Source organism: Novosphingobium gossypii (assembly GCF_050433305.1).
In the GTDB taxonomy this organism is placed as follows: domain Bacteria; phylum Pseudomonadota; class Alphaproteobacteria; order Sphingomonadales; family Sphingomonadaceae; genus Novosphingobium; species Novosphingobium gossypii.
Window position 1 is genome coordinate 62,663 of record NZ_JBNPXM010000003.1, and the last position, 19,736, is coordinate 82,398.

18 protein-coding genes and 1 pseudogene are annotated in these 19,736 nt (G+C 66.9%); 9 read left to right on the forward strand and 10 right to left on the reverse strand.

Features of this window, described 5'->3' with window-relative positions; all coding sequences use genetic code 11:
- Positions 1-402: 402 nt before the first annotated feature.
- From GGR40_RS07860 to GGR40_RS07875, 4 genes and pseudogenes are all read left to right on the forward strand, one after another.
- Positions 403-2,505 (forward strand): ATP-binding protein, encoded by a 2,103-nt coding sequence (locus tag GGR40_RS07860; protein ID WP_429275673.1) that lies wholly within the window; start codon positions 403-405, stop codon positions 2,503-2,505.
- Between the two features lie 55 nt (positions 2,506-2,560).
- A complete protein-coding gene (locus GGR40_RS07865) occupies positions 2,561-3,451 on the forward strand; it encodes an autotransporter outer membrane beta-barrel domain-containing protein (RefSeq protein WP_429275972.1) in 891 nt (296 codons plus the stop codon).
- A 95-nt stretch (positions 3,452-3,546) separates the two neighbouring features.
- Positions 3,547-4,560 carry an SDR family NAD(P)-dependent oxidoreductase gene (locus GGR40_RS07870; RefSeq protein ID WP_429275973.1) on the forward strand — a complete coding sequence of 338 codons (1,014 nt, stop codon included), beginning with the start codon at positions 3,547-3,549 and terminating at the stop codon, positions 4,558-4,560.
- A 927-nt stretch (positions 4,561-5,487) separates the two neighbouring features.
- Positions 5,488-6,006, forward strand: a pseudogene (locus GGR40_RS07875) (diguanylate cyclase domain-containing protein).
- Here GGR40_RS07875 and GGR40_RS07880 read toward each other — a convergent pair.
- From GGR40_RS07880 to hisN, 7 genes are all read right to left on the reverse strand, one after another.
- Positions 6,003-6,752: an SDR family NAD(P)-dependent oxidoreductase gene (locus GGR40_RS07880; RefSeq protein ID WP_429275674.1), complete on the reverse strand. Its 750-nt coding sequence runs from the start codon at positions 6,750-6,752 to the stop codon at positions 6,003-6,005. The pseudogene GGR40_RS07875 and the gene GGR40_RS07880 overlap by 4 nt on opposite strands.
- Positions 6,753-6,785: 33 nt before the next feature.
- The gene (locus tag GGR40_RS07885; protein ID WP_429275675.1) at positions 6,786-7,667 is read right to left on the reverse strand and encodes an aldose 1-epimerase family protein; all 882 of its coding nucleotides are present in this window, start codon (positions 7,665-7,667) and stop codon (positions 6,786-6,788) included.
- An 82-nt stretch (positions 7,668-7,749) separates the two neighbouring features.
- Positions 7,750-10,155, reverse strand: coding sequence for a phenylalanine--tRNA ligase subunit beta (gene pheT, locus GGR40_RS07890; protein ID WP_429275676.1), 2,406 nt, complete (start codon positions 10,153-10,155; stop codon positions 7,750-7,752).
- 21 nt (positions 10,156-10,176) lie between these two features.
- Entirely contained in the window at positions 10,177-11,292 is a 1,116-nt protein-coding gene (pheS, locus tag GGR40_RS07895; RefSeq protein ID WP_429275677.1) for a phenylalanine--tRNA ligase subunit alpha, read from the reverse strand.
- Between the two features lie 201 nt (positions 11,293-11,493).
- The gene (gene rplT / locus GGR40_RS07900) at positions 11,494-11,859 is read right to left on the reverse strand and encodes a 50S ribosomal protein L20 (RefSeq protein ID WP_429275678.1); all 366 of its coding nucleotides are present in this window, start codon (positions 11,857-11,859) and stop codon (positions 11,494-11,496) included.
- Between the two features lie 13 nt (positions 11,860-11,872).
- Positions 11,873-12,076: a 50S ribosomal protein L35 gene (gene rpmI, locus GGR40_RS07905; RefSeq protein WP_008829613.1), complete on the reverse strand. Its 204-nt coding sequence runs from the start codon at positions 12,074-12,076 to the stop codon at positions 11,873-11,875.
- Positions 12,077-12,251: 175 nt separating this feature from the next.
- Positions 12,252-13,085: a histidinol-phosphatase gene (gene hisN / locus GGR40_RS07910; protein ID WP_429275679.1), complete on the reverse strand. Its 834-nt coding sequence runs from the start codon at positions 13,083-13,085 to the stop codon at positions 12,252-12,254.
- A 179-nt stretch (positions 13,086-13,264) separates the two neighbouring features.
- Between hisN and GGR40_RS07915 the strand changes: the two genes are divergently transcribed.
- On the forward strand, positions 13,265-14,209 hold the full coding sequence (locus GGR40_RS07915) for a helix-turn-helix transcriptional regulator (protein ID WP_429275680.1): 945 nt from the start codon (positions 13,265-13,267) through the stop codon (positions 14,207-14,209).
- Positions 14,210-14,269: 60 nt separating this feature from the next.
- Here GGR40_RS07915 and GGR40_RS07920 read toward each other — a convergent pair whose 3' ends face one another.
- Together GGR40_RS07920 and glpX are read right to left on the reverse strand one after the other, a co-directional pair.
- On the reverse strand, positions 14,270-15,205 hold the full coding sequence (locus GGR40_RS07920; protein WP_429275681.1) for a ribose-phosphate pyrophosphokinase: 936 nt from the start codon (positions 15,203-15,205) through the stop codon (positions 14,270-14,272).
- A 143-nt stretch (positions 15,206-15,348) separates the two neighbouring features.
- Positions 15,349-16,329: a class II fructose-bisphosphatase gene (gene glpX, locus GGR40_RS07925; RefSeq protein WP_429275682.1), complete on the reverse strand. Its 981-nt coding sequence runs from the start codon at positions 16,327-16,329 to the stop codon at positions 15,349-15,351.
- Positions 16,330-16,442: 113 nt separating this feature from the next.
- On the opposite strand from glpX, the gene GGR40_RS07930 reads away from it, so the two are divergent.
- Complete coding sequence (locus GGR40_RS07930; RefSeq protein ID WP_429275683.1) at positions 16,443-16,862, forward strand: hypothetical protein; 420 nt, start codon at positions 16,443-16,445, stop codon at positions 16,860-16,862.
- A 3-nt stretch (positions 16,863-16,865) separates the two neighbouring features.
- Here the strand turns inward: GGR40_RS07930 and panC are convergent, their stop codons facing one another.
- On the reverse strand, positions 16,866-17,723 hold the full coding sequence (gene panC, locus GGR40_RS07935; RefSeq protein WP_429275684.1) for a pantoate--beta-alanine ligase: 858 nt from the start codon (positions 17,721-17,723) through the stop codon (positions 16,866-16,868).
- Positions 17,724-17,856: 133 nt separating this feature from the next.
- On the opposite strand from panC, the gene GGR40_RS07940 reads away from it, so the two are divergent.
- The 3 genes from GGR40_RS07940 to GGR40_RS07950 are packed head-to-tail and all read left to right on the forward strand — an operon-like array spanning position 17,857 to position 19,677.
- A complete protein-coding gene (locus tag GGR40_RS07940) occupies positions 17,857-18,663 on the forward strand; it encodes a division plane positioning ATPase MipZ (protein WP_429275685.1) in 807 nt (268 codons plus the stop codon).
- A 13-nt stretch (positions 18,664-18,676) separates the two neighbouring features.
- Positions 18,677-18,973, forward strand: a complete 297-nt coding sequence (locus GGR40_RS07945; RefSeq protein ID WP_429275686.1) for a molecular chaperone DnaJ — start codon at positions 18,677-18,679, stop codon at positions 18,971-18,973.
- On the forward strand, positions 18,970-19,677 hold the full coding sequence (locus tag GGR40_RS07950; RefSeq protein ID WP_429275687.1) for a phytanoyl-CoA dioxygenase family protein: 708 nt from the start codon (positions 18,970-18,972) through the stop codon (positions 19,675-19,677). The genes GGR40_RS07945 and GGR40_RS07950 overlap by 4 nt, the downstream gene beginning before the upstream one ends.
- The last annotated feature ends 59 nt before the right edge of the window (positions 19,678-19,736 follow it).

Here is a 19,736-nt window from a genome sequence, read left to right on the forward strand (position 1 = left end):
CCGAGTGGGTCCTGTAGTCGCACCCGTCCCGCTCGCCGACGGCTCCGAAACATTTCGTTACATTCATCCTGGAGCCATATTCGCGCGTTATTTCCGAACTGCGCATGAAGTCCCGGCGGATAGTCCGGAAACTGACATGAGCGGGTGCTACTCGCCGCCTCGCGCGGTGGAGCAGTCCGCAGCAGGAGATTCTCTCTGGACGCGGCCCGAAAGCGGGCGACGCTCCGGATCGGCCCGAGGTGACCGTTCCCGCAGTCCGTTCCGGATCGCGGGAACGCGGAGCGGGGACAGGAGGGACGTGTCCCTCTCTCCTGTCCCCGCTTCGCAACTCTTCCCGCTCTCCATCGCGATGCGCCACGATCCATCTCGCCTCCGCCGCAGCCGCGTGGCATGGCCATGGACATGAACCCGCCCCCGATCGCGCCGCCGCTTCGGCATTCCTTCAGGCCGCCCTTCCGGGGCAGGTTGGGCATGCCGCTGGCGATGCAGATGGTCGCCATCCTGGTCTGTGCACTCGTCGCGGCGCAGGCGGTGACGCTGGCATTGACGGTGATCCTGCCGCCGCATCCCACCGAACGCTGGGACATGGACGAAGTCGCCGACGCACTGGCCGGAAGGCGCGCTGCCGATCGCCTCGACAGCAAGGTGATGGCCGGGCCGCCCGACGTCAGCGGACAGGGCTGGCTCGTGTCCGAATCGTCGCGCGATGCGCTGGCGCAGCGGATAGGAAGCGCGCCGGGCGACGTCGTGCTGGCGTTCTACACCCAGCTTCCGGTCGGCGGCGTCGCGGTGCCCAGCGATGCCCGTTCGCCACTGGCCGTGTCTGCGGGCCGCAGCGGTGGACTGTCCGCGATGCTGATAACGCAGGCGAATGCGCAGGCGATCCCCGGCGGACCGCCCGCCGGCGGCCGCCCCGGCCCGGCCGGAATGCCAGGCGGGGGCTTCCCTGGAGGACGGATGCCCGGTGGTCACCTTCCCGGCGGTGGTTTTCCGGGCGGCGGAACAGGCCCGCATGTGCCCTCGCGTCCGATGCAGCCCGGTGCGGTCCAGCCGGGGGGCAACCAGCCCGGGACCGTGCGTCCGGCCGGTCCCGCCGGCACGCCGTCCGGGCCGACCACCCCCGCCCGCGCCGGCGACACATCTGGGGCGGGCGAGGGGATCGGCGCGGCACAACGCAAACCCGGCGCGCTGATGCGTCCGGGGATGAACCCGGGTCCGTCCAATCCCGGCATGTCGGGCGGGATGCCGCCCGCCATCGCGCCCGGAGTCATCGGCAACGCGGGCCTGCCCACGCCGACACCAGCACCGGTCCGCCCGCTCGCGGCAACGCCGGTTCCGACGCTGACGGCTGTGGAGCGCCCCGAAGTCCAGCCCACCGCCCCGGCGCCCGTCCTCCAGCCTGCACCGCCGGTTGCCGGCCCTTCAGCACAAGTCCCGGCGGCGACCACACCGCAGGACGCCCGCCCGGCCCCGACCCCCGCTCCCCTGCCGATCCCCTTCCGTCGCACCGCGAATTCGCTGTTCGATGCAGTCTCTCCGCCTTTCATCGAAGGCGATTTCGTCGCCGCCGCCCGGCAGAAGGACGGCACCTGGCTGGCGGTGGCCCCACGCGCCGAACCTTTCCCAAACGCCTGGCAGACCCGCGTGATGCTGTGGTTCGCGCTGTCGCTGGCCATCGTCAGCCCTCTGGCCTGGCTGTTCGTGCGCCGCATCGTCGTACCGCTGCGGGATTTCGCCAAGGCGGCGGAGCAGCTTGGCCGGGATCCGTCGGCCACCATCCTGCCGCTGTCCGGCCCGGCCGAGATCGGCCGCGCCGCCAATGCCTTCAACCAGATGCGCAACCGCCTGCGTGCCTTCGTGGATGACCGCACGGCGATGGTCGGCGCCATCAGCCACGACTTGCGTACCCCCCTTACCCGCCTGCGCTTCCGCATAGAGGACGTGCCCGACGATCAGCGCGAAGGGCTGCTGAAGGAAGTGACCGAGATGGAGGCGATGATCAGCCAGGTCATCGCGTTCATCCGCGACGCCTCCACCCCCGGCCCGCGCCAGCGGCTGGACTTTGCGGACCTGATTGCGGGCAGCGTCGCCGACTGGCAGTTGATCGGCGCCGATGTGGAGATAGAACGCAACGCCCATATCCCGGTCGAGGTCGACCCGGTGGGTATCCGCCGCCTGCTGGGCAACCTGTTGGAAAACGCGGTGAAGTACGGCGAAAGCGCACGCGTGCGCGTGACGCTCAGCGGCGGGGAAGCCGTGGCGGAGATCATCGACGCCGGCCTCGGCATTCCCGAGGATGAATTCGACCGCGCCTTCGAGCCCTTTTACCGCAGCGACGCCGCGCGCCGGTCCGGCCGCAAGGGCAGCGGGCTGGGCCTTGCCGTGTGCCGCTCCATCGCGCGCGCGCATGGCGGCGACGTGTCCTTCGCCCATGGCCGCGATGGCTTCGTGGCGCGGGTCACGGTGCCCGCCGCGTTCGTCCCCACCTTGCGCAAGGTGGCCTGACATTCCCGCCGTCCTGATCCGCAGGGTTTGGGCAGCGCTGGCTTTGGGCTTGGCGGTGTTTTCGCCGCCGGCATGTGCACAGCAGGCGACGGAAACGGATACTGCAGAAACCGACACGGCGGACACGGCGGACACGGCGCAGGTCGCCCCGCTATGGACCGCGACCGCCTCCGCCGGGCTCAGTGACAGGGACGATGGCCCGGACGGCAGCTGGCAGGCGCTCAGCCTGTCCCGCACAGTGGGACGCGGATACGTGCGCGGCACCCTGATGCGCTACCACGGCACGCTGACGCAGGCTGATCTGGCGCTGCCTTCGGACTACTACGTCGGCACGTTGGGGGCGGGCGGCAATTTCGACAACTGGGTGGTGGACGGCTGGGCCAGCTATGGCCGGCAGGATTATGGCCGCATCACGACGTCGCAGGGCAGCCGCGCCAGCACCGGCGCGAAGGGCAGCGACTACTATGCGGCCGGCGGCGACTTCGGACGGGTGGTGCCGCTGGGTCGCCGGTGGTTCCTGACCTCCACCGTCGCCGCCTCCTTCGCGCAGGGCAAGCTGCTGCGCCCCGCCCCGACCGAGGCCGCCGGTAACCCCGATCTGCGCGATCTGGAGACCGAGGAGCCGACATGGTCCGCCAGCGCCGTCGCGCGCATCGACCATGCATTCGGCGCTTCGGGCGAGCACTACATGGGCCTGTCCCTTTCGCGCAACTGGACCAGCAACGGCTTGTCCCAGCTGTGGCTGCGCCCCGGCCACGATGCCGGAACGGGCCTGCCTTTCCGGCTGGACAGCAAGCACTATGCCGACAGCTGGTTGGAAGTGGGCGCCACCGCCAACATGAAACTGACGAAAAGCCTCTACCTCGACCTGTTCGCCACACGTGGCTTTGGGCTGAAGGCAGGCGACACGACGTCCGCGGGCATCACGCTGCGCCGAACTTTCTGACGCGGTAGGGAAAAAGCGTGTCTTCGTTATCGTCTGCTCCACTTTTTGCCTCTAGCAGGGGTTCGGCGGCGCGGGCTGCAGGCTGAAGAGGCATGATGACGGTGCAGGGTTCGACGGTACTGGTGACGGGTGCGGCAGGTTTCATCGGCGCTGCCGTGGCCGAAGCGCTGATGGCGAATGGCCGCACGGTGGTCGGCATCGACAACCTGAACGACTATTACTCCATCGCGTTGAAACAGGCACGGCTGGACCGGCTCGCCTCCCGGCACGGCGACCTGTTCCGGTTCCATGCGCTGGACTTTTCCGACATGGCGGCACTGACGCAGGCCATGGCACCCGTCGAGATTGGCTCCATCGTGCATCTGGGGGCCCAGGCCGGGGTGCGCTATTCGCTGGAGAACCCGCACGCCTACGTCGCATCGAACCTGGCCGGACACGTCAACATCCTTGAACTCGCCCGTGCGCGGCAGGTCGGCCACATGGTCTATGCCAGTTCAAGCTCGGTCTACGGCGGCAACGCCAAGCTGCCATTCGCGGTGGAGGACCGCACCGACAACCCCGTCTCCCTCTATGCCGCCACCAAGCGCGCCGACGAACTGATGAGCGAGACATACGCCCATCTGTTCCGCCTGCCGCTGACCGGCCTGCGGTTCTTCACCGTCTACGGTCCCTGGGGCCGCCCCGACATGGCGATGTGGAAATTTGCCGAGCGCATCCTCACCGACCGCCCGATCGACGTCTACAACCACGGCGAGATGAGCCGCGACTTCACGTATATCGACGATATCGTCGGCGGCGTGCTGGCCTGCCTCGACCGTCCGCCGCTGGACGACGGGCTGGAGAAAGCGGGCGGAAGCGTAAAGCCGCATGCGCTCTACAACATCGGCAACAACCGGTCGGAACACCTGCTGCGGCTTATCGAAGTGCTGGAACAGGCCTGCGGTCGCAAGGCCATGCGCAACCTGCTGCCGATGCAGCCGGGCGACGTTCACGCCACGTATGCGGATATCACGGCGCTGACGCGGGATACCGGCTATGCCCCGTCCACCCTTATCGAAACCGGCGTGCCGCGGTTCGTCGAGTGGTTCAGGGACTATACGGGACTCTGAAGCCGCGCCTTAGAAAACGACTGCGGCAACCCCCGCAATCGCCACCCAAAGAACCGCGTTCGCCATCAGGATGACCGGCAGGTCGAATGGCGGAACTTCGATGAACGTCCTTTCCGTATTGATCATGGCGAACCTGTCTTTTCAGCGTTGCCTGCAGCAACCTCTCAAAGGGAAAACAAAGTCCGTTGAGCGCAGTTCCTGAAAATTTCATCCAGCGTTCAGACTTGTTCCCCATTTCGCGTTGTCCCGACATGGCACCCTGTGCTTTGCGTGGTCGCGCTGTCCTGCAAATTCTGTATTAATACGTAGAATTGTTCGGTTGATTTCACACGCATGACGCCATCTGATTCGCTTGCCGACAAAGTTCACGTGGAACTCGTTCGCAGTCTTTACGCGAACCCGTTGCCATCGAAGATCATGCTCGGCATCACCGCGCTGCATGTCGCGCTGATTTCCGCCGATCGGGCGGACCCCGTAGCGTGATTGCTGGGCGGGTGCGCATTGGCGACGTGCGTGCTGCGGATCGCGATCACCCTGATCCTGCGCGACAGGACGATGACGGCGCCGCTGGACACGGTTCAGGCGCGGCGGCTGGAAAGCGCGTTCGCATGGCCATACTACCTCTTCGCGGCATCGCTGGGGCTGCTGGGCGGCTATGTCTTCGCCACCTTCGGGGAGCGGGCGCAGATGCTGACGATCTGCGTCCTCGTCGGCTATTGCGCAGGGGCGGCCACCGGCACGGCCCTGCGCCCGCCGATCGCGATACCGAGCATCGCCATGGCCATAGCCCCCGCCATCATCGCATCGGCGCTGCGTCTCGATGCCTATCACTTTGCTGTAAGCGGGATCGCAACCGCATTCCTCGTCGGCGGATCGCACAGCGTACTGGCCCTGCACCGCGCCGCCAGCACCGAGATCGCCAGGCGCATGACGTCGGTTTCGCTGGCGCGGCATGACGGACTGACGGCCTTGCCCAACCGCCTGGCCCTGCGCGAATATTTCGACGAGCACGCCTCGCTGCTGGGGCCGTCCAGCATCATCGCGGTGCATTACCTTGATCTGGACGGGTTCAAGCCGGTCAACGACCGGTTCGGCCACGCGGCGGGAGACGAACTGCTGGCGGCGGTAGCTTAACGCCTGCGCGGCGCGGTGCGCAGCGGCGACATCGTGGCGCGGCTGGGCGGTGACGAGTTCGGCGTGGTCCAGTTCGGCCTGAACCGCAGCGAGGAAGCCGAACTGCTTGCCCGGCGCATCACCGCCGCCATCGCGCAGCCCTTCGAACTGGACGGAGACGCGGTGGCGATCACCGCCAGCGTTGGCACGGTCCTGTCCACCGAAGCCGCCGCCGATCTGGAGGCGCTGCTGCGCGCCGCTGACGCCCGCCTCTACGAAGCGAAGCGCGGGCGGGCGCAGCCCCCCGCGCCCTATTGGACGAGCGCGTCCTAGCTTTCGCGCGAGACCTGAAAACCCGCGAACGACTGGTTCACCGGCATCAGTTCCAGCGTGTTGACGTTGACGTGCGGCGGCAGCGAGGCGACCCACAGCACGGTTTCGGCGATGTCGTCGCCGGTCATCGGGTTCACCCCCGAATAGAAGGTGTCCGACGCCGCCTGGTCGCCGCCGTTGCGCACCACGGTGAACTCGGTCTCTACCATGCCCGGCTCGATCGAGGTCACGCGCACGCCGGTGCCGTTGAGGTCGGACCGGAGGCCAAGCGAGAACTGCCGTACGAAAGCCTTGGTCCCGCCGTAGACGTTGCCGCCGGTATACGGATAAGTCGCCGCCACCGAGGACAGGTTGACGATCGCGCCCTTGCGCTCGATCAGGCCCGGCAGCAACTTGTGCGTCAGCGATACCAGCGACACCACGTTGGTGTCGATCATTGTCTTCCAGTTGGCCAGATCGGCGTTCTGCGCAGGCGAAGCGCCCAGTGCCAGCCCGGCATTGTTCACCAGCGCGTCGATCTGCGCGAAGGCCGCAGGCAGGGCATCCAGCGCGGCATCGCGCGCGGCATCGTCACGCACATCGAAGACTGCGGCATGGAAACGGTCGGCGCCCAGTTCGGCGGCCAGCGCATCGAGCCGTTCGGCCCGGCGGCCGGTGCCGATCACGCGCCAGCCCGCCTTCACGAAGGCACGGGCACAGGCTTCGCCGATGCCCGAAGTGGCGCCGGTTACGAGGACGGTCTTCATGCGGATTACTCCTTCTTCAATCTGCCGCCGATCTCAATCCTGAGAAAGAACGGTGACATCCATGCGAAAACGGCGTGCATCCCCCGGCGCCAGCGCGACGACGCCCGGCTTTTCCCGCAGGTCTCCGGTGAACCCGACGGGGTCGGCATGGCCCTGCCACGGCTCGATGCACAGATAGGGCGCGCCCGGCTTCTGCCAGATGCCCAGCATCGGGCTGTCGGGAAAGGATACCGCCAGTTGCGTGCCGCCGGGCGCGCCGAAGGTGACCGAGCGGCTCGACAGCCGATCCCAGATCAGCGCGTCATCCTCGAACAGCGCGGCATCCAGCGGCAGGATGTGGCCGTCCACCGGCGTTGCCAGCGGCTCGGGCAGGATCAGCCCGGTGGGAGCATCGATGCGGCGGATGGGCTGGGGCTCGGGCTGCTCGAAGGCGACGACATGCTCCGCCTTGCCCGCGCCGCCGGGCAGCGGCCACGCGAAGCCGGGATGGAAGCCCAGGCTGAATGGCAGCGGCGCATCGCCCGGATTGATGACGCGCGCCTCGGTGAATAGCGCCATCCCCTCCAGTCGGAACGCCATCTCCAGCACGAAGGCGAAAGGGTAAGCGTTGCGCGTCTCCGGGCTGTCGGTAAGTCGGAAAAGCGCGCTGTCGGCGCCCGCTTCCACCACCTCGAACATGGACCTGCGGGCGAAGCCGTGGCGCGGCAGCGTGTATTGGCGACCGTCCAGCCGATAGGTGTCGCCGTTCAGCGTGCCCACGATCGGAAACAGTAGCGGGGCATGGCCGGTCCAGAACGCCGGGTTGGCATCGGTCATGTAGTTGCGGCCAAGGCTGTCGGTCAGCGACCACAGTTCGGCTCCCAGCGGGTTGATCCGGGCGGTCAGATCGCCGGAGGAAATGGTCACGAAGTCCATGTCTGTCCCCTACTTTCCACGGGCCGCGCACTATCTCATTCCCGTCATCCCCATGAACGCGGGGGATGACGGGATGCGTTAATCACCCCCGCAGAACCGCGCCCAGCTTGGCGGCGGCGGCGGTCACCTTTTCGCTGATCGCCTTGAGATCGGCTTCCTTGTAGCTGGCCTCAAGCGGCTGCAACGTAACTTCCAGCGCCAACGACTTCTGCCCCTCGGGCACGCCCGCGCCGCGGAAGTCGTCGAACAGGCGCACGGCCACAATGTTCGCCTTGTCTGCGCCCTGCACCAGCCGCACCAGATCGCCCGAAGGCAGGTCCGCAGGCACCAGGAACGCGTAGTCGCGCGTCACCGCCTGCAGCGCCGGCGGCGCGTAAGAGACGCGCGCGAACGTGGGCGTACCCTTGCGCGCGGGGATCGCATCCAGGAACAGCTCCGCGACGGCCACCGGACCATCGACGTCGAACTGCTTCGCGGTCTTCGGATGCAACATGCCGAAGCGCGCCAGCACCGTCTTGGGGCCAAGGCGCAGCGTGGCCGACTGGCCAGGGTGGAACTGCGGCCCCGCCTCACCCATGACCTGCAGCTTGTCGACCGGCGCACCGGCTTCCGCCAGCAGCGCCAGGACTTCGGCCTTGACATCGAAGGCATCGAACGGCGTCGCCTTGCCGGTGGCCCAGCCGCGCGGCGTTTTCTCGCCCGCCAGCACCAGACCCAGCGTCAGCCGCTCGTCGCTGGCACCGCCCGCACCGCGCAGATAGCGGCGGCCCAGTTCGAACAGCCGCAGCGACGATGCGCCGCGATCGAGGTTGCGCTTTGCCGCCATCAGCAGGCCCGGCAGCAGCGAGGGACGCATGGCCTTCATGTCCTCGCTGATGGGGTTGGCCAGCACCCACAGATCGCCCTCGGCAAAGGCCTGGGCGGCAGGTTCGGGCAGGAACGACCATGTCACGGCCTCCTGCGCACCGCGCGCCGCGGCGGCGCGGCGGACGCGGCGCTCCAGTGCCTGCGCGGGGGTGGCGGTGGGACGGGCAACGCCGTCCGCACGCGGCAGCGGCACGCTCTCCACCTTGTCGAGGCCGTGGATGCGCACGACTTCCTCGACGATGTCCGGCGCACCGTCGACATCGGGACGCCAGCCGGGCACCGTGACGGCCCAGCGCAGTTCGCCGTTCTCCTCCGTCGCGACGACCGAGAAACCCAGGCTTTCCAGGATGCGCTGCTGTTCGCCGGGAGTGACGGTGACGCCGCCCAGCTTCTCGACCAGCGCGGGCGTGTAGTTGACGATCCTGGGCGTGCCGGGCGCGGCGCCTGCGCGCACCACCTCGGACACTTCGCCGCCGCACAGCTTCACGATCAGGCCGGTCAGCAGGTCCATTCCGGCGTCGAGGAACTGCGGGTCGATCCCGCGTTCGAACCGGCCACGCGCGTCGGACGTCAGGTTCAGCTTGCGGCCCGTCTTCGCGATGCGTTCCGGGTCGAAGTAGGCGATTTCCAGCAGGATATCCGTGGTGTCATCGCCGCAGCCCGAATGCTGGCCGCCCATGATGCCCGCGATGTCGTGGACGCCCGCATCGTCGGCGATCACCGTCATTTCGGCGTCGAGCGTGTAGGTCTTCTCGTTCAGCGCCTCAACCGTCTCGCCGTCCTTCGCGCGACGGGCAACGACGGCGCCGGTCAGTTTGACAAGGTCGTAGGCGTGGGCCGGGCGACCGAACGACAGCATGATGAAGTTGGTCGCATCGACCAGCGCCGAGATCGGACGCTGACCCGCAGACTTCAGCGCATCCTGCAGCCACTGCGGCGACGGGCCGTTCTTCACGCCCCGGATCACGCGGCCATAGAATGCAGGGCAGCCCTCTGCATCCTCGGTGCGCACTTCGACCGGGCATGGGAAGGTGCCGGCGATGTCCTCGACCGGGATCGGCTTCAGCGTGCCGAGACCCGCCGCCGCCAGATCGCGGGCGATGCCGTAGACGCCCATGCAGTCCGGACGGTTCGGCGTGATCGCCACGTCGATGACCGGATCGGCGCCGTGATACTGCGCGAAGGGCGTACCGACGGGCGCATCCTGCGGCAGTTCGATGATGCCGTCGTGATCCTCGCCCAGCTCCAGTTCGCGCGTGGAGCACATCATGCCGTTCGATTCCACCCCGCGCACGGCGGCAACCTTCAGCGCCATGCCGTTGACCGGCACTACTGCGCCCGGCAGGCCCAGCACGCCGACCAGCCCTGCGCGCGCATTGGGAGCGCCGCACACTACGGTCAGCACCTTGTCGCCGGTGTCTACGGTCAGCACCTGCAGCTTGTCCGCCTGCGGATGCTTTTCTGCGGTCAGGACCTTCGCCACGCGGAAGCCTTCCAGCTTCGCGGCGGGGTCTTCGATGCCTTCGACTTCAAGGCCGATGGCGTTGAGGCTGGCGGCAATCTCTTCGATCGTCGCGTCGGTTTCCAGGTACTGCCTGAGCCAGGAGAGCGAGAACTTCATGTCGTCTAAATCCTTCCCGCCTTAGGCCGGTGTGCCGACGCCGCCCGAAAGGGTCGGCACGTCGAGGGCGGAGAAACCGTAGTGGAAGAGCCAGCGCACGTCGCCGTCGAAGAAGGCGCGCAGGTCGTCCATCCCGTATTTCAGCATGGCAAGGCGATCGACGCCGATGCCGAAGGCAAAGCCCTGCCACTGGTCGGGGTCGAAGCCGCCAGCGGCCACGACGCGGCGGTTGACCATGCCCGATCCCAGCACTTCCATCCAGGCATGGCCCGGCGCGTCGCCCGACCCGCCGACGACGCGGCGGCCGCCGGTGTTGGAATAACCCACGTCCACTTCCACCGAAGGCTCGGTGAAAGGGAAATAGCTGGGGCGCAGGCGCAGGACGATATCGTCACGCTCGAAGAAGGCCTTGAGGAAGGCTTCCAGCGTCCACTTCAGGTGGCCGAGGTGAATGTCCCTGTCGATGACAAGTCCCTCGATCTGGTGGAACATCGGCGTGTGCGTGGCGTCACTGTCCGAACGGTAGACCCGGCCCGGCGCGACGATACGCACCGGCGCACCGCCTGCGCTGACTTTCGCGGTTGCCAGCATGGAGCGGATCTGCACCGGCGAGGTATGCGTGCGCAGCAGCATCTCGCGCCCGTCGTCATTGCGGTCCGGGAAGTAGAACGTGTCGTGCATCGCGCGCGCCGGGTGGCTTTCGGGCATGTTGAGCGCGGTGAAGTTGTGCCAGTCGTCCTCGATCTCGGGACCGGTGGCGACGGCGAAGCCGAGGTCGGCGAAGACTTCGGCCAGTTCGTCCATCACCTGCGAGATCGGATGCACCGCCCCGCGCGCCGCGACGGGCGCGGGCAGCGAAAGGTCGATTGTCTCGGCGGCAAGGCGCGCCTCGAGGGCGGCGGTTTCGAGGGTGTCCTTGCGGGTGCCCAGTGCCTCGGTCACGCTTTCGCGCAGGGCGTGGATTTTGGGCCCTTCGACCTTGCGTTCTTCGGGGTCGAGTTTGCCCAGCGTCTTGAGCAGGCCGGAGATAGAGCCCTGCTTGCCCAGAAATTCGACGCGCAGGGACTCCAGCGTATCGAGATCATCGGCGCCCGCGATGCGGGATAGCGCCTCCTGGCCGGTTGCTGCGTGGTCCACTGGTGGTCTGCCTGTCTGGTTATGAACTGTTCGGTTGCGCTCCTTAAGGAGAAGGGGCGCGGATCGCAATGCGTGTGGCCTCGCCGTTCGTCCTCCCCGCTGCGGCAAGGACTTCCCCCGGACGCGAAAAGGGCGCGGACGGCACCAGCCATCCACGCCCTTTCAGTCGCGCGATGAAGCGTAAGCTTCGTGCCGGGTGGCTTACGCCGCCGCCGGCAGAGCTGCCTTCGCCTGCGCGATGACGGTGCTGAACACGCCGCCTTCGTTCATGGCGAGGTCGGCCATCGTCTTGCGGTCCAGTTCGATCCCGGCGAGCTTCACGCCATGGATGAACTGCGAGTAGGTCAGGCCTTCAGCGCGGACGGCCGCGTTGATGCGCTGGATCCAGAGAGCGCGGAAAGTGCGCTTCTTGACCTTGCGGTCGCGGTACGCGTACTGGCCGGCCTTTTCGACGGCCTGACGGGCAACGCGGATGGTGTTCTTGCGGCGGCCACGGTAGCCCTTGGCCTGTTCCAGAATCCGCTTGTGCTTGGCGCGGGTGGTTACACCCCTCTTGATACGGCTCATTCGTCAGTACTCCTCAGTTGAGCCCGTAGGGCGCCCACTTCTTGATAACCTTGGCATCGGCGTCAGAGATGACTTCGGTGCCGCGGTTCTGGCGGATGTACTTGCCGTTGTGGCTCATGAGGCGGTGGCGCTTGCCGGCGACGCCGTGCTTCACCTTGCCGGTGGCGGTGAGCTTGAAGCGCTTCTTCACGCCGCTCTTGGTCTTCAGCTTGGGCATTTTCGTCTCCTTTGATCGGGACACGTCCCGCCGGCCATGGCAGCCCTTTTCGCCAGGCCGACCCGCGAATCTCCCCGAGAGGAGACTCGACCGTGTCGATTGAAGGACGCGCCCTTAGTGGCAGATCGGGCCGATGGCAAGCCGCGTGTTCACCGTCCGGCGCGGCCAAGGCGACTTAATGGTGATGATCGTGCCCGTGCCCGTGCCCGTGCCCGTCATCGTGATGGTCATGATGCCCCGCCATCGCCTCGATCACGTCCTCCAGCCGCGCGGGATCGCCGATCGCCAGGACTTCGCCGCCGGAACTGGCGTTCAGGGGCTCGCCGTTCCAGTCGCACATGGTGCCGCCCGCGCCCTCGACGATGGGGACCAGCGCCGCCCAGTCGTGCAGCTTCAGGCCCGCCTCGCAGATCAGGTCGAGGTTGCCGCTGGCAAGCAGGCCGTAGTTGTAGCAGTCGCCGCCGAACATCATGCGCTTGTGGTCGGTTTTCGCCGCCAAAGCCATGAAGTGCTCACCCTGCTGGTCACCGAAATATTGAGGGCCTGTAGTGGCCATCATCGCGTCCGACAGTTCGCGGCAGGCACGCGTGCGCACCTGCTGCCCGTTGAAGGTGGTGGGATGGCCGCTGGCGCCCACCCAGCGCTCCTTCAGGATGGGCTGGTCGATCACGCCCAGCACTGGCCAGCCGTCCACCAGCAGCGCGATCAGGGTGCCGAATATGGGCCGCCCGCCGATGAACGACACGGTGCCGTCGATGGGGTCCAGCACCCAAGTGCGGTTCGATCCGCCCTGCTCGGTGCCGAATTCCTCGCCGATGATGCTGTCGCGCGGGACTTCGGCCTTGAGGATGCGGCGCATCGCCTCTTCGGCGGCGCGATCGGCAACGGTGACGGGCGATGCGTCTGCTTTGCGATCCCCGGTGAGACCGGTGCGGAAATGCGGGCGAATCGCTTCTCCCGCCGCGTCGGCGAGGCGCAGGGCAAGCGCTATGTCGGAATCGAGTTTCATGATGCCGCTGTGCCTTTCGGATGCCGATGCGGTCAAGTTTCTTGGATTTTCAGGGTCAACCTGCAAGAAAATGTCAGGTGTGTCACAGGCGCTGTCGCCAATCCTGCATTGCCGTGCCAGCTTTGCGCAATTATCGCGTTTCGGGGGCATCTTTTCCGCCAGATACATCCAGAGTGGTCATGCAACGCAGGATTCGTCCTGCGGCCGATCCCGCGATCGCGCCGCAACAGGGCATTACACGCCAAGGGCAACCCTTATCCTACAACCGTGCCCCGGCTGCGGACATCGCGCCGTGGATCGGCCGGCTGTACGTGACCAAGGTGGACATGCCGCACGATTACACGGTTTCGTGCGGGATCTTCAACGACACCGCCTGCGTCCGCATCCTGCTGGCCGGGGACTGGACGGCGCAGACCATCGATGGTCCGGTGACGACCCGGGGCGGAGCCTACTACTTCGGGCCGCATTCCCGGCGCATGCCGGTATCGGTGACGGGCAGCTTCATTTCCGTGGGCTATGCGATAAGGCCCGGCACCGGCACGTCGCTGCGCCTGCCGCACGTCGGCCAGTTCATCGACCGGATCGTCCCCACCGACGTCATGACCGCCCCTTCCGACGACTTCATGAACGTTCTCAAGCCCGGCGCTTCTCCCGAGGAGTGGCTGCTGGCAATCGAGGATCTGGTGCGCAGCCAGGTGGCCGGCCTTGGTGGCCGCGAACCCAGCCCGCTGGCGGTGAAGTTCGAGGAAATGTGCTTCCGCAACCCCGGCCTGTCGGTCAGCGAAATCGCGGAAGAATGCGGCGTGGACCGTCGCAAGCTGGAACGCCTGGTCAGCCGTGATTTCGGGATGCCGCCCAAACAGGCCCTGCGCCGCGCCCGCGCGCTCGACATGGCCAGCCATCTGCGCGGGGTGGCGGATTCGGCGGAAGGCGAGGAGATGGCCCTGCGCTATTACGATGAGAGCCACCTCATCCACGAATTCACCGAGCTGTTCGGCATGTCACCGCGTCAGTTCGTGGCTCGCCCCCAGCCGCTGATGACGCTGACGCTGGAATCGCGCCAGGCGCACCGGCTAGAGGCCCTGCACCGGCTGGAACCGGGGCAGAGCCGACCGTGGGAATGAGGCGCTACACCGCTCAGGCGGGAATGACGGCCTGACCGCAGGGCTCGCGGGGGGCTCCGCTCAGTCGAACAGGCTGGAGACGGAGCTTTCGTCGGCGATGCGGCGGATCGCTTCGCCCAGCAGCGGGGCGATCGGCAGGATGCGGATCTTGTCCGAAGCCTTGGCCGCCTCGGTCGGCTGGATCGAGTCGGTGATGACCAGTTCCTTGAGCGCCGAATTGGTCACTCGGCTGACCGCCGCGCCCGACAGGACGCCGTGCGTGATGTAGGCGGTGACGCTGACCGCGCCCGCATCCATCAGCGCCTGCGCGGCGTTGCACAGGGTGCCGCCCGAATCGATGATGTCGTCGATCAGGATGCAGGCACGGCCCTTGACGTCGCCGATGATGTTCATGACTTCCGACTGGCCCGGCTTGTCGCGGCGCTTGTCGACGATCGACAGCGGCGCGTTGTCAAGACGCTTGGCCAGCGCGCGGGCGCGCACCACGCCGCCGACGTCGGGCGATACCACCATCAGCGACTGGTCGCCGTAGCGGGCCTGAATGTCCGCAGCCATCACCGGGGCGGCGAACAGGTTGTCGGTCGGGATGTCGAAGAAGCCCTGGATCTGCCCGGCGTGCAGGTCCACCGACAGCACGCGGTCGGCGCCCGCTTCGGTCAGCAGGTTGGCAACCAGCTTGGCCGAGATCGGCGTGCGCGGGCCGGGCTTGCGGTCCTGGCGGGCATAGCCGAAGTACGGGATCACCGCCGTGATGCGCTTCGCAGAGGCACGGCGCAGCGCGTCGATGCAGATCAGCAGTTCCATCAGGTTGTCGTTGACGGGGTAGCTGGTCGGCTGGACCACGAAGACGTCTTCGCCGCGCACGTTTTCATGGATTTCTACGAAGATCTCCTCGTCCGCAAAGCGGCGCACGCTGGCGTCGGTGAGCGGCAGTTCGAGATAACCTGCAATCGCGCGTGCGAGCGGCAGGTTGCTGTTGCCGGACATGATCTTCATTTGCGAATCCCCGTGACGGTTCGTGAGCGTCGTTGGGACCGGCCCTGTAGCCGGGTGTCGCCGGAATGCAATAGTCGGGGGGCGGTTTTCGTCACCGCAACGGGTCTGCCGCCCAAGGCTTCGAAAGTTCCAGCTTCGACAGCTCAGCTGCGATGCTCGCCCCGGATCCAGCGCACCGTGCCCGAGCTGGCACGCATCACCACGCTTTCGGTGGTCATGATGCCCCCCTTGCGGTGCTTCACCCCGTCCAGTAGCGACCCGCCGGTGACGCCGGTGGCGGCGAAGATGCAGTCGCCCTTGGCCAGGTCTTCCAGCTTGTAGATCTTGTCGAAGTCCCTGATACCCCACTTGCGTGCGCGGGCGCGTTCATCGTCATTGCGGAACAGCAGGCGGCCGTTGAACTGCCCGCCCACGCAGCGCAGCGCCGCTGCCGCCAGCACGCCTTCAGGCGCACCGCCGGACCCCATGTAGAGGTCGATCGTGGTGTCCTCGTCGGTCACCGCGATCACGCCCGCCACGTCGCCGTCGCCGATCAGCACCACGCCGCAGCCGATCTCGCGCAGTTCGGCGATCAGCGGCTCGTGCCGGGGCCGGTCGAGCACGCAGACGATGATGTCGGACGGCTTGACGCCCTTGGCCGCAGCCACCGCTTCCACGTTCTGGGTGGCCGTGCGGGTAAGGTCGATGATCCCGTCGGGATAGCCGGGCCCGACCGCGATCTTCTCCATGTAGACGTCGGGAGCATTCAGCAGGCCGCCCTCTTCCGCCGCCGCCAGCACCGCCAGCGAGTTCGGCCCGGCCTTGGCGGTGATCGTGGTGCCCTCCAACGGGTCGAGCGCGATGTCGATCTTCGGACCCTTGCCCGGCGCGCCGCCCACCTTTTCGCCGATGAACAGCATCGGCGCCTCGTCCCGCTCGCCCTCGCCGATCACCACGGTGCCGTCGATGTAGAGTTCGTCAAAGGCCTTGCGCATTGCCTCCACTGCGGCATGATCGGCTGCCTTCTCGTCACCCCGGCCCACCAGCCGGGATGCGGCGATGGCGGCAGCTTCGGTGACGCGCACCATTTCAAGGACAAGAACGCGATCGAGGACATGGCTTGCGGGGGTCACGTTTTCAGGCATGTTCACTCCGGAGTCATCCAGGGAGGAAAAGGGTCGGAACCGCTTAGACAGAGGACTTTGCATTGTCGAGAAGCCGCATATTCGTTTTCAGGGCTGCAATCGTTGGCGTTGCATTGACGTCGGTTCCGGCGCTGGCGCAGCAGGGATCGACGCCCGCGCAAAGTGCCGGTGTACTGAGCGACCGCGCCATCGCCGAAAGGATGCTCGGCAACAACGGTCGCGTCACCAAGGACACGTCGCGCAATGCGTGTCTGCGCACCATACGCCAGGGTGAAATCGTGGTCTGCGCCCCCGAAACCGATCAGTTCCGCGTCCCCTCCACCGCGCAAGACGACCCCACGGGCGCCGCCGGCACCCGCGACGGGCGGCTACACACCCCCGACGTGGCAGGCGGCGGCATCTTCAAAGGCAAGCCCACCGCCACCTTCGGCTCGGTGGAGCAGCCCTACATCATCGACCTGTCGACCATTCCCGAAGCGCCTGCGGGATCGGACGCCGATAAGATCGCCAAGGGGGAAATCCGCGCCCCCTGACGTTCAGCCGGGCGCAACCGGCATGTTGTCGATCAATCGCGCCGGCCCGATCCGCGCCGCGACGATCAGCCGCATCGGACGGTCGGAACGCGCGGAAAGCGGCGTCAGGTCATCGGCATCGCGAAGTTCGGCATAATCGATCGAGCGGAAGCCACCCTCCAGAATGTCGGCCTGCAGGCGGGCCAGCGTGACGGGCACGTCGGCGCCGCCCTCAATCGCCGCGATAGCCCGGCGCATCGCGGCCGGAAGCGCGACGGCGGCCTGCCGCTCCTCAGCCGAAAGGTAGGCATTGCGAGAGGACATGGCGAGGCCGTCCGCCTCCCGCACAGTCGGCACGCCCAGCACGGCGTCGGCGGCAGGGCGCGTCAGGTCCAGATCGCGCGCCATGCGGCGGATGACCGCCAACTGCTGCCAGTCCTTCTCGCCGAACAGGGCGACATCGGGCATGACCTGGTTGAACAGCTTGCACACAACCGTCGCGACCCCATCGAAGTGGCCGGGCCGCGCCGCGCCGCACAGCCCTTCGCTGACCCCCGCCACGGCGATGTTGGACGCGAAGCCCGCCGGGTACATCGCCTCCACCGTGGGCGCCCACAGCAGATCCACGCCCTCTGTCTCCAGCAACGCCGAGTCGCGGGCCAACTGGCGCGGATAGGCGTCCAGATCCTCGTTCGCGCCGAACTGCAGCGGGTTCACGAAGATCGAGACGACGACGCTTTTCGCCTGCGCCTTCGCCTCGCGAACCAACGTCAGATGGCCCTCGTGAAGTGCACCCATCGTGGGCACAAGCGCCACCGCCCCCGCCTTGTGAAGGTCGGCAACCGCATTGCGTAGTGGATCAAGGGCATGGACGGTTTGCATTGGGCTTGGCTGCTCCGGTATGATGGGCGCGACCGAAAGGTGCTCTTGGGGGGCATTAGCCCCGCAACACCTTCGGGGGCAATGATTTCAACGTCGGCCGGGCGACCGGCCGCGCGAGCAGGATAACGGTCACGTGACAGCGCATCGCATCGTCTTCGCCAACGAGAAGGGCGGCACCGGCAAGTCCACCACAGCCGTCCATGTCGCCATCGCGCTCGCCTATCAGGGCGCCAACGTCGCCTGCATCGACCTCGATCACCGACAGCGCACGCTCTACCGCTACCTTGAAAACCGCATCGAGACCGAGCGCAAGCGCGAGATCGCCCTGCCCGGCGCCCGCTTCGCGGTCTACGACGGCGACGACGTGGCCGAACTTGACGATCTCGCCGAGCAGATCGCCGAGGGCTACGACTTTCTGGTGTTCGACACGCCGGGCCGCGACGACCCTTTCGCCCGCCACGTCGCCACCACGGCGGACACGCTGGTGACGCCGCTGAACGACAGCTTCGTCGATTTCGACCTTCTGGGGCAGGTCGAGAGCGAAACCTTCAAGGTGAAGCGCCTGTCGTTCTACGCCGAAGTCATGTGGGAAGCGCGCAAGAAGCGCGGCCTCAAGACCATCGAGGAAGGCCGCCGCGAACTCGACTGGGTCGTTGTGCGCAACCGTGTCCAGCATGTGGAAGCGCGCAACATGCGCCGCATCGACGGCGCGCTTCAGGAATTGTCCAAGCGTGCGGGCTTCCGCGTCGCAGCCGGCCTTTCCGAACGCGTCATCTTCCGCGAACTGTTCCCATCGGGCCTGACGCTGCTCGACAAGGGGCACCTGGGCGATCTTGGGACCAGCCATCTCGTCGCGCGGCAGGAGCTGCGCGGGCTGGTGGCGGGTCTCAACCTGCCCATGCCCGCCAGGCGCGAACCGCAGCTGGCGCTGGCGGACTGACGGGTCAAGGCGCATGATCAAGCTGCTCTCCATCGCCCTGCTGGCCTGTCTGGTGTTCCGCATGATCACCAACCGCTGGCCCTGGCAGAAAAAGCTGGCCGGCCCGAAGGCCAGCGGCCCCTCATTCGCGACGGCACAGGCCCGCGCCCTGCTCGGCGTGGAAGCAGGTGCGGATCGCCGCGCCATCGTCGAAGCCCACCGCCGTCGTCTGGCGCTGGTCCATCCCGACCGGGGCGGCAGCTCCGAACAGGTCCACGAAGCCAACGCCGCCCGTGACCTCCTGCTGGCCCAGCTTCCGGCAGAGGGGTGAGCGGGGCGGGCGGCATCACCCCCGGCGACGAGCACCCGATAGCGGCAGCGCTGCGGCGCGAAGGCGCGCACCTGCTGGCAGGTGCGGCGATGCCTTGTCTTGAAGACCTGAAATCCGCCGTCGCGCATCTGCCTTGCGACGAGGCGGGAATCCGACTGCACGGTATCGAGCCGCTGCGACCGATGCTGGCACCCGGCGGCTGCATCGGTGCGCTCGCCGCCGGTATTCTTGGTCCCGGCACCCGCGCTGTGCGCGCCATCCTGTTCGACAAGACCGAAAAGACCAACTGGTCGCTCGCATGGCATCAGGACCGCACGATTTGCGTGCGAGAGAGACGCGAGGTGCCCGGCTTCGGGCCATGGACGGTGAAGCGAGGCCTCCACCACGTCGCGCCGCCAGCCGAACTGCTGAGCCGCATGATCACGCTTCGGGCCCATCTGGACGATGTTCCGCAATCCAACGCTCCGCTCATGGTCGCGCCGGGATCACATGCGCGGGGCATGGTGCCCGAAGCCCGGATCGCAGCGGTCGTGCGCGACTGTGGAATCCGCACCTGCCTCTCGGTGGCGGGCGATGTCTGGCTCTATGCGACGTTGGTTCTCCACGCTTCCGACGTTGCCACGCAGCCCGGCCGCCGTCGGGTGCTGCAGGTCGATTATGCTGCTTTCGATCTTCCCGCCGGGCTGGAATGGCTGGGAGTGTAGCCTTTCCGGATCGATCTGATTTCTGTGATCTTCGGAACAGGACACCAACTTGCCGATCG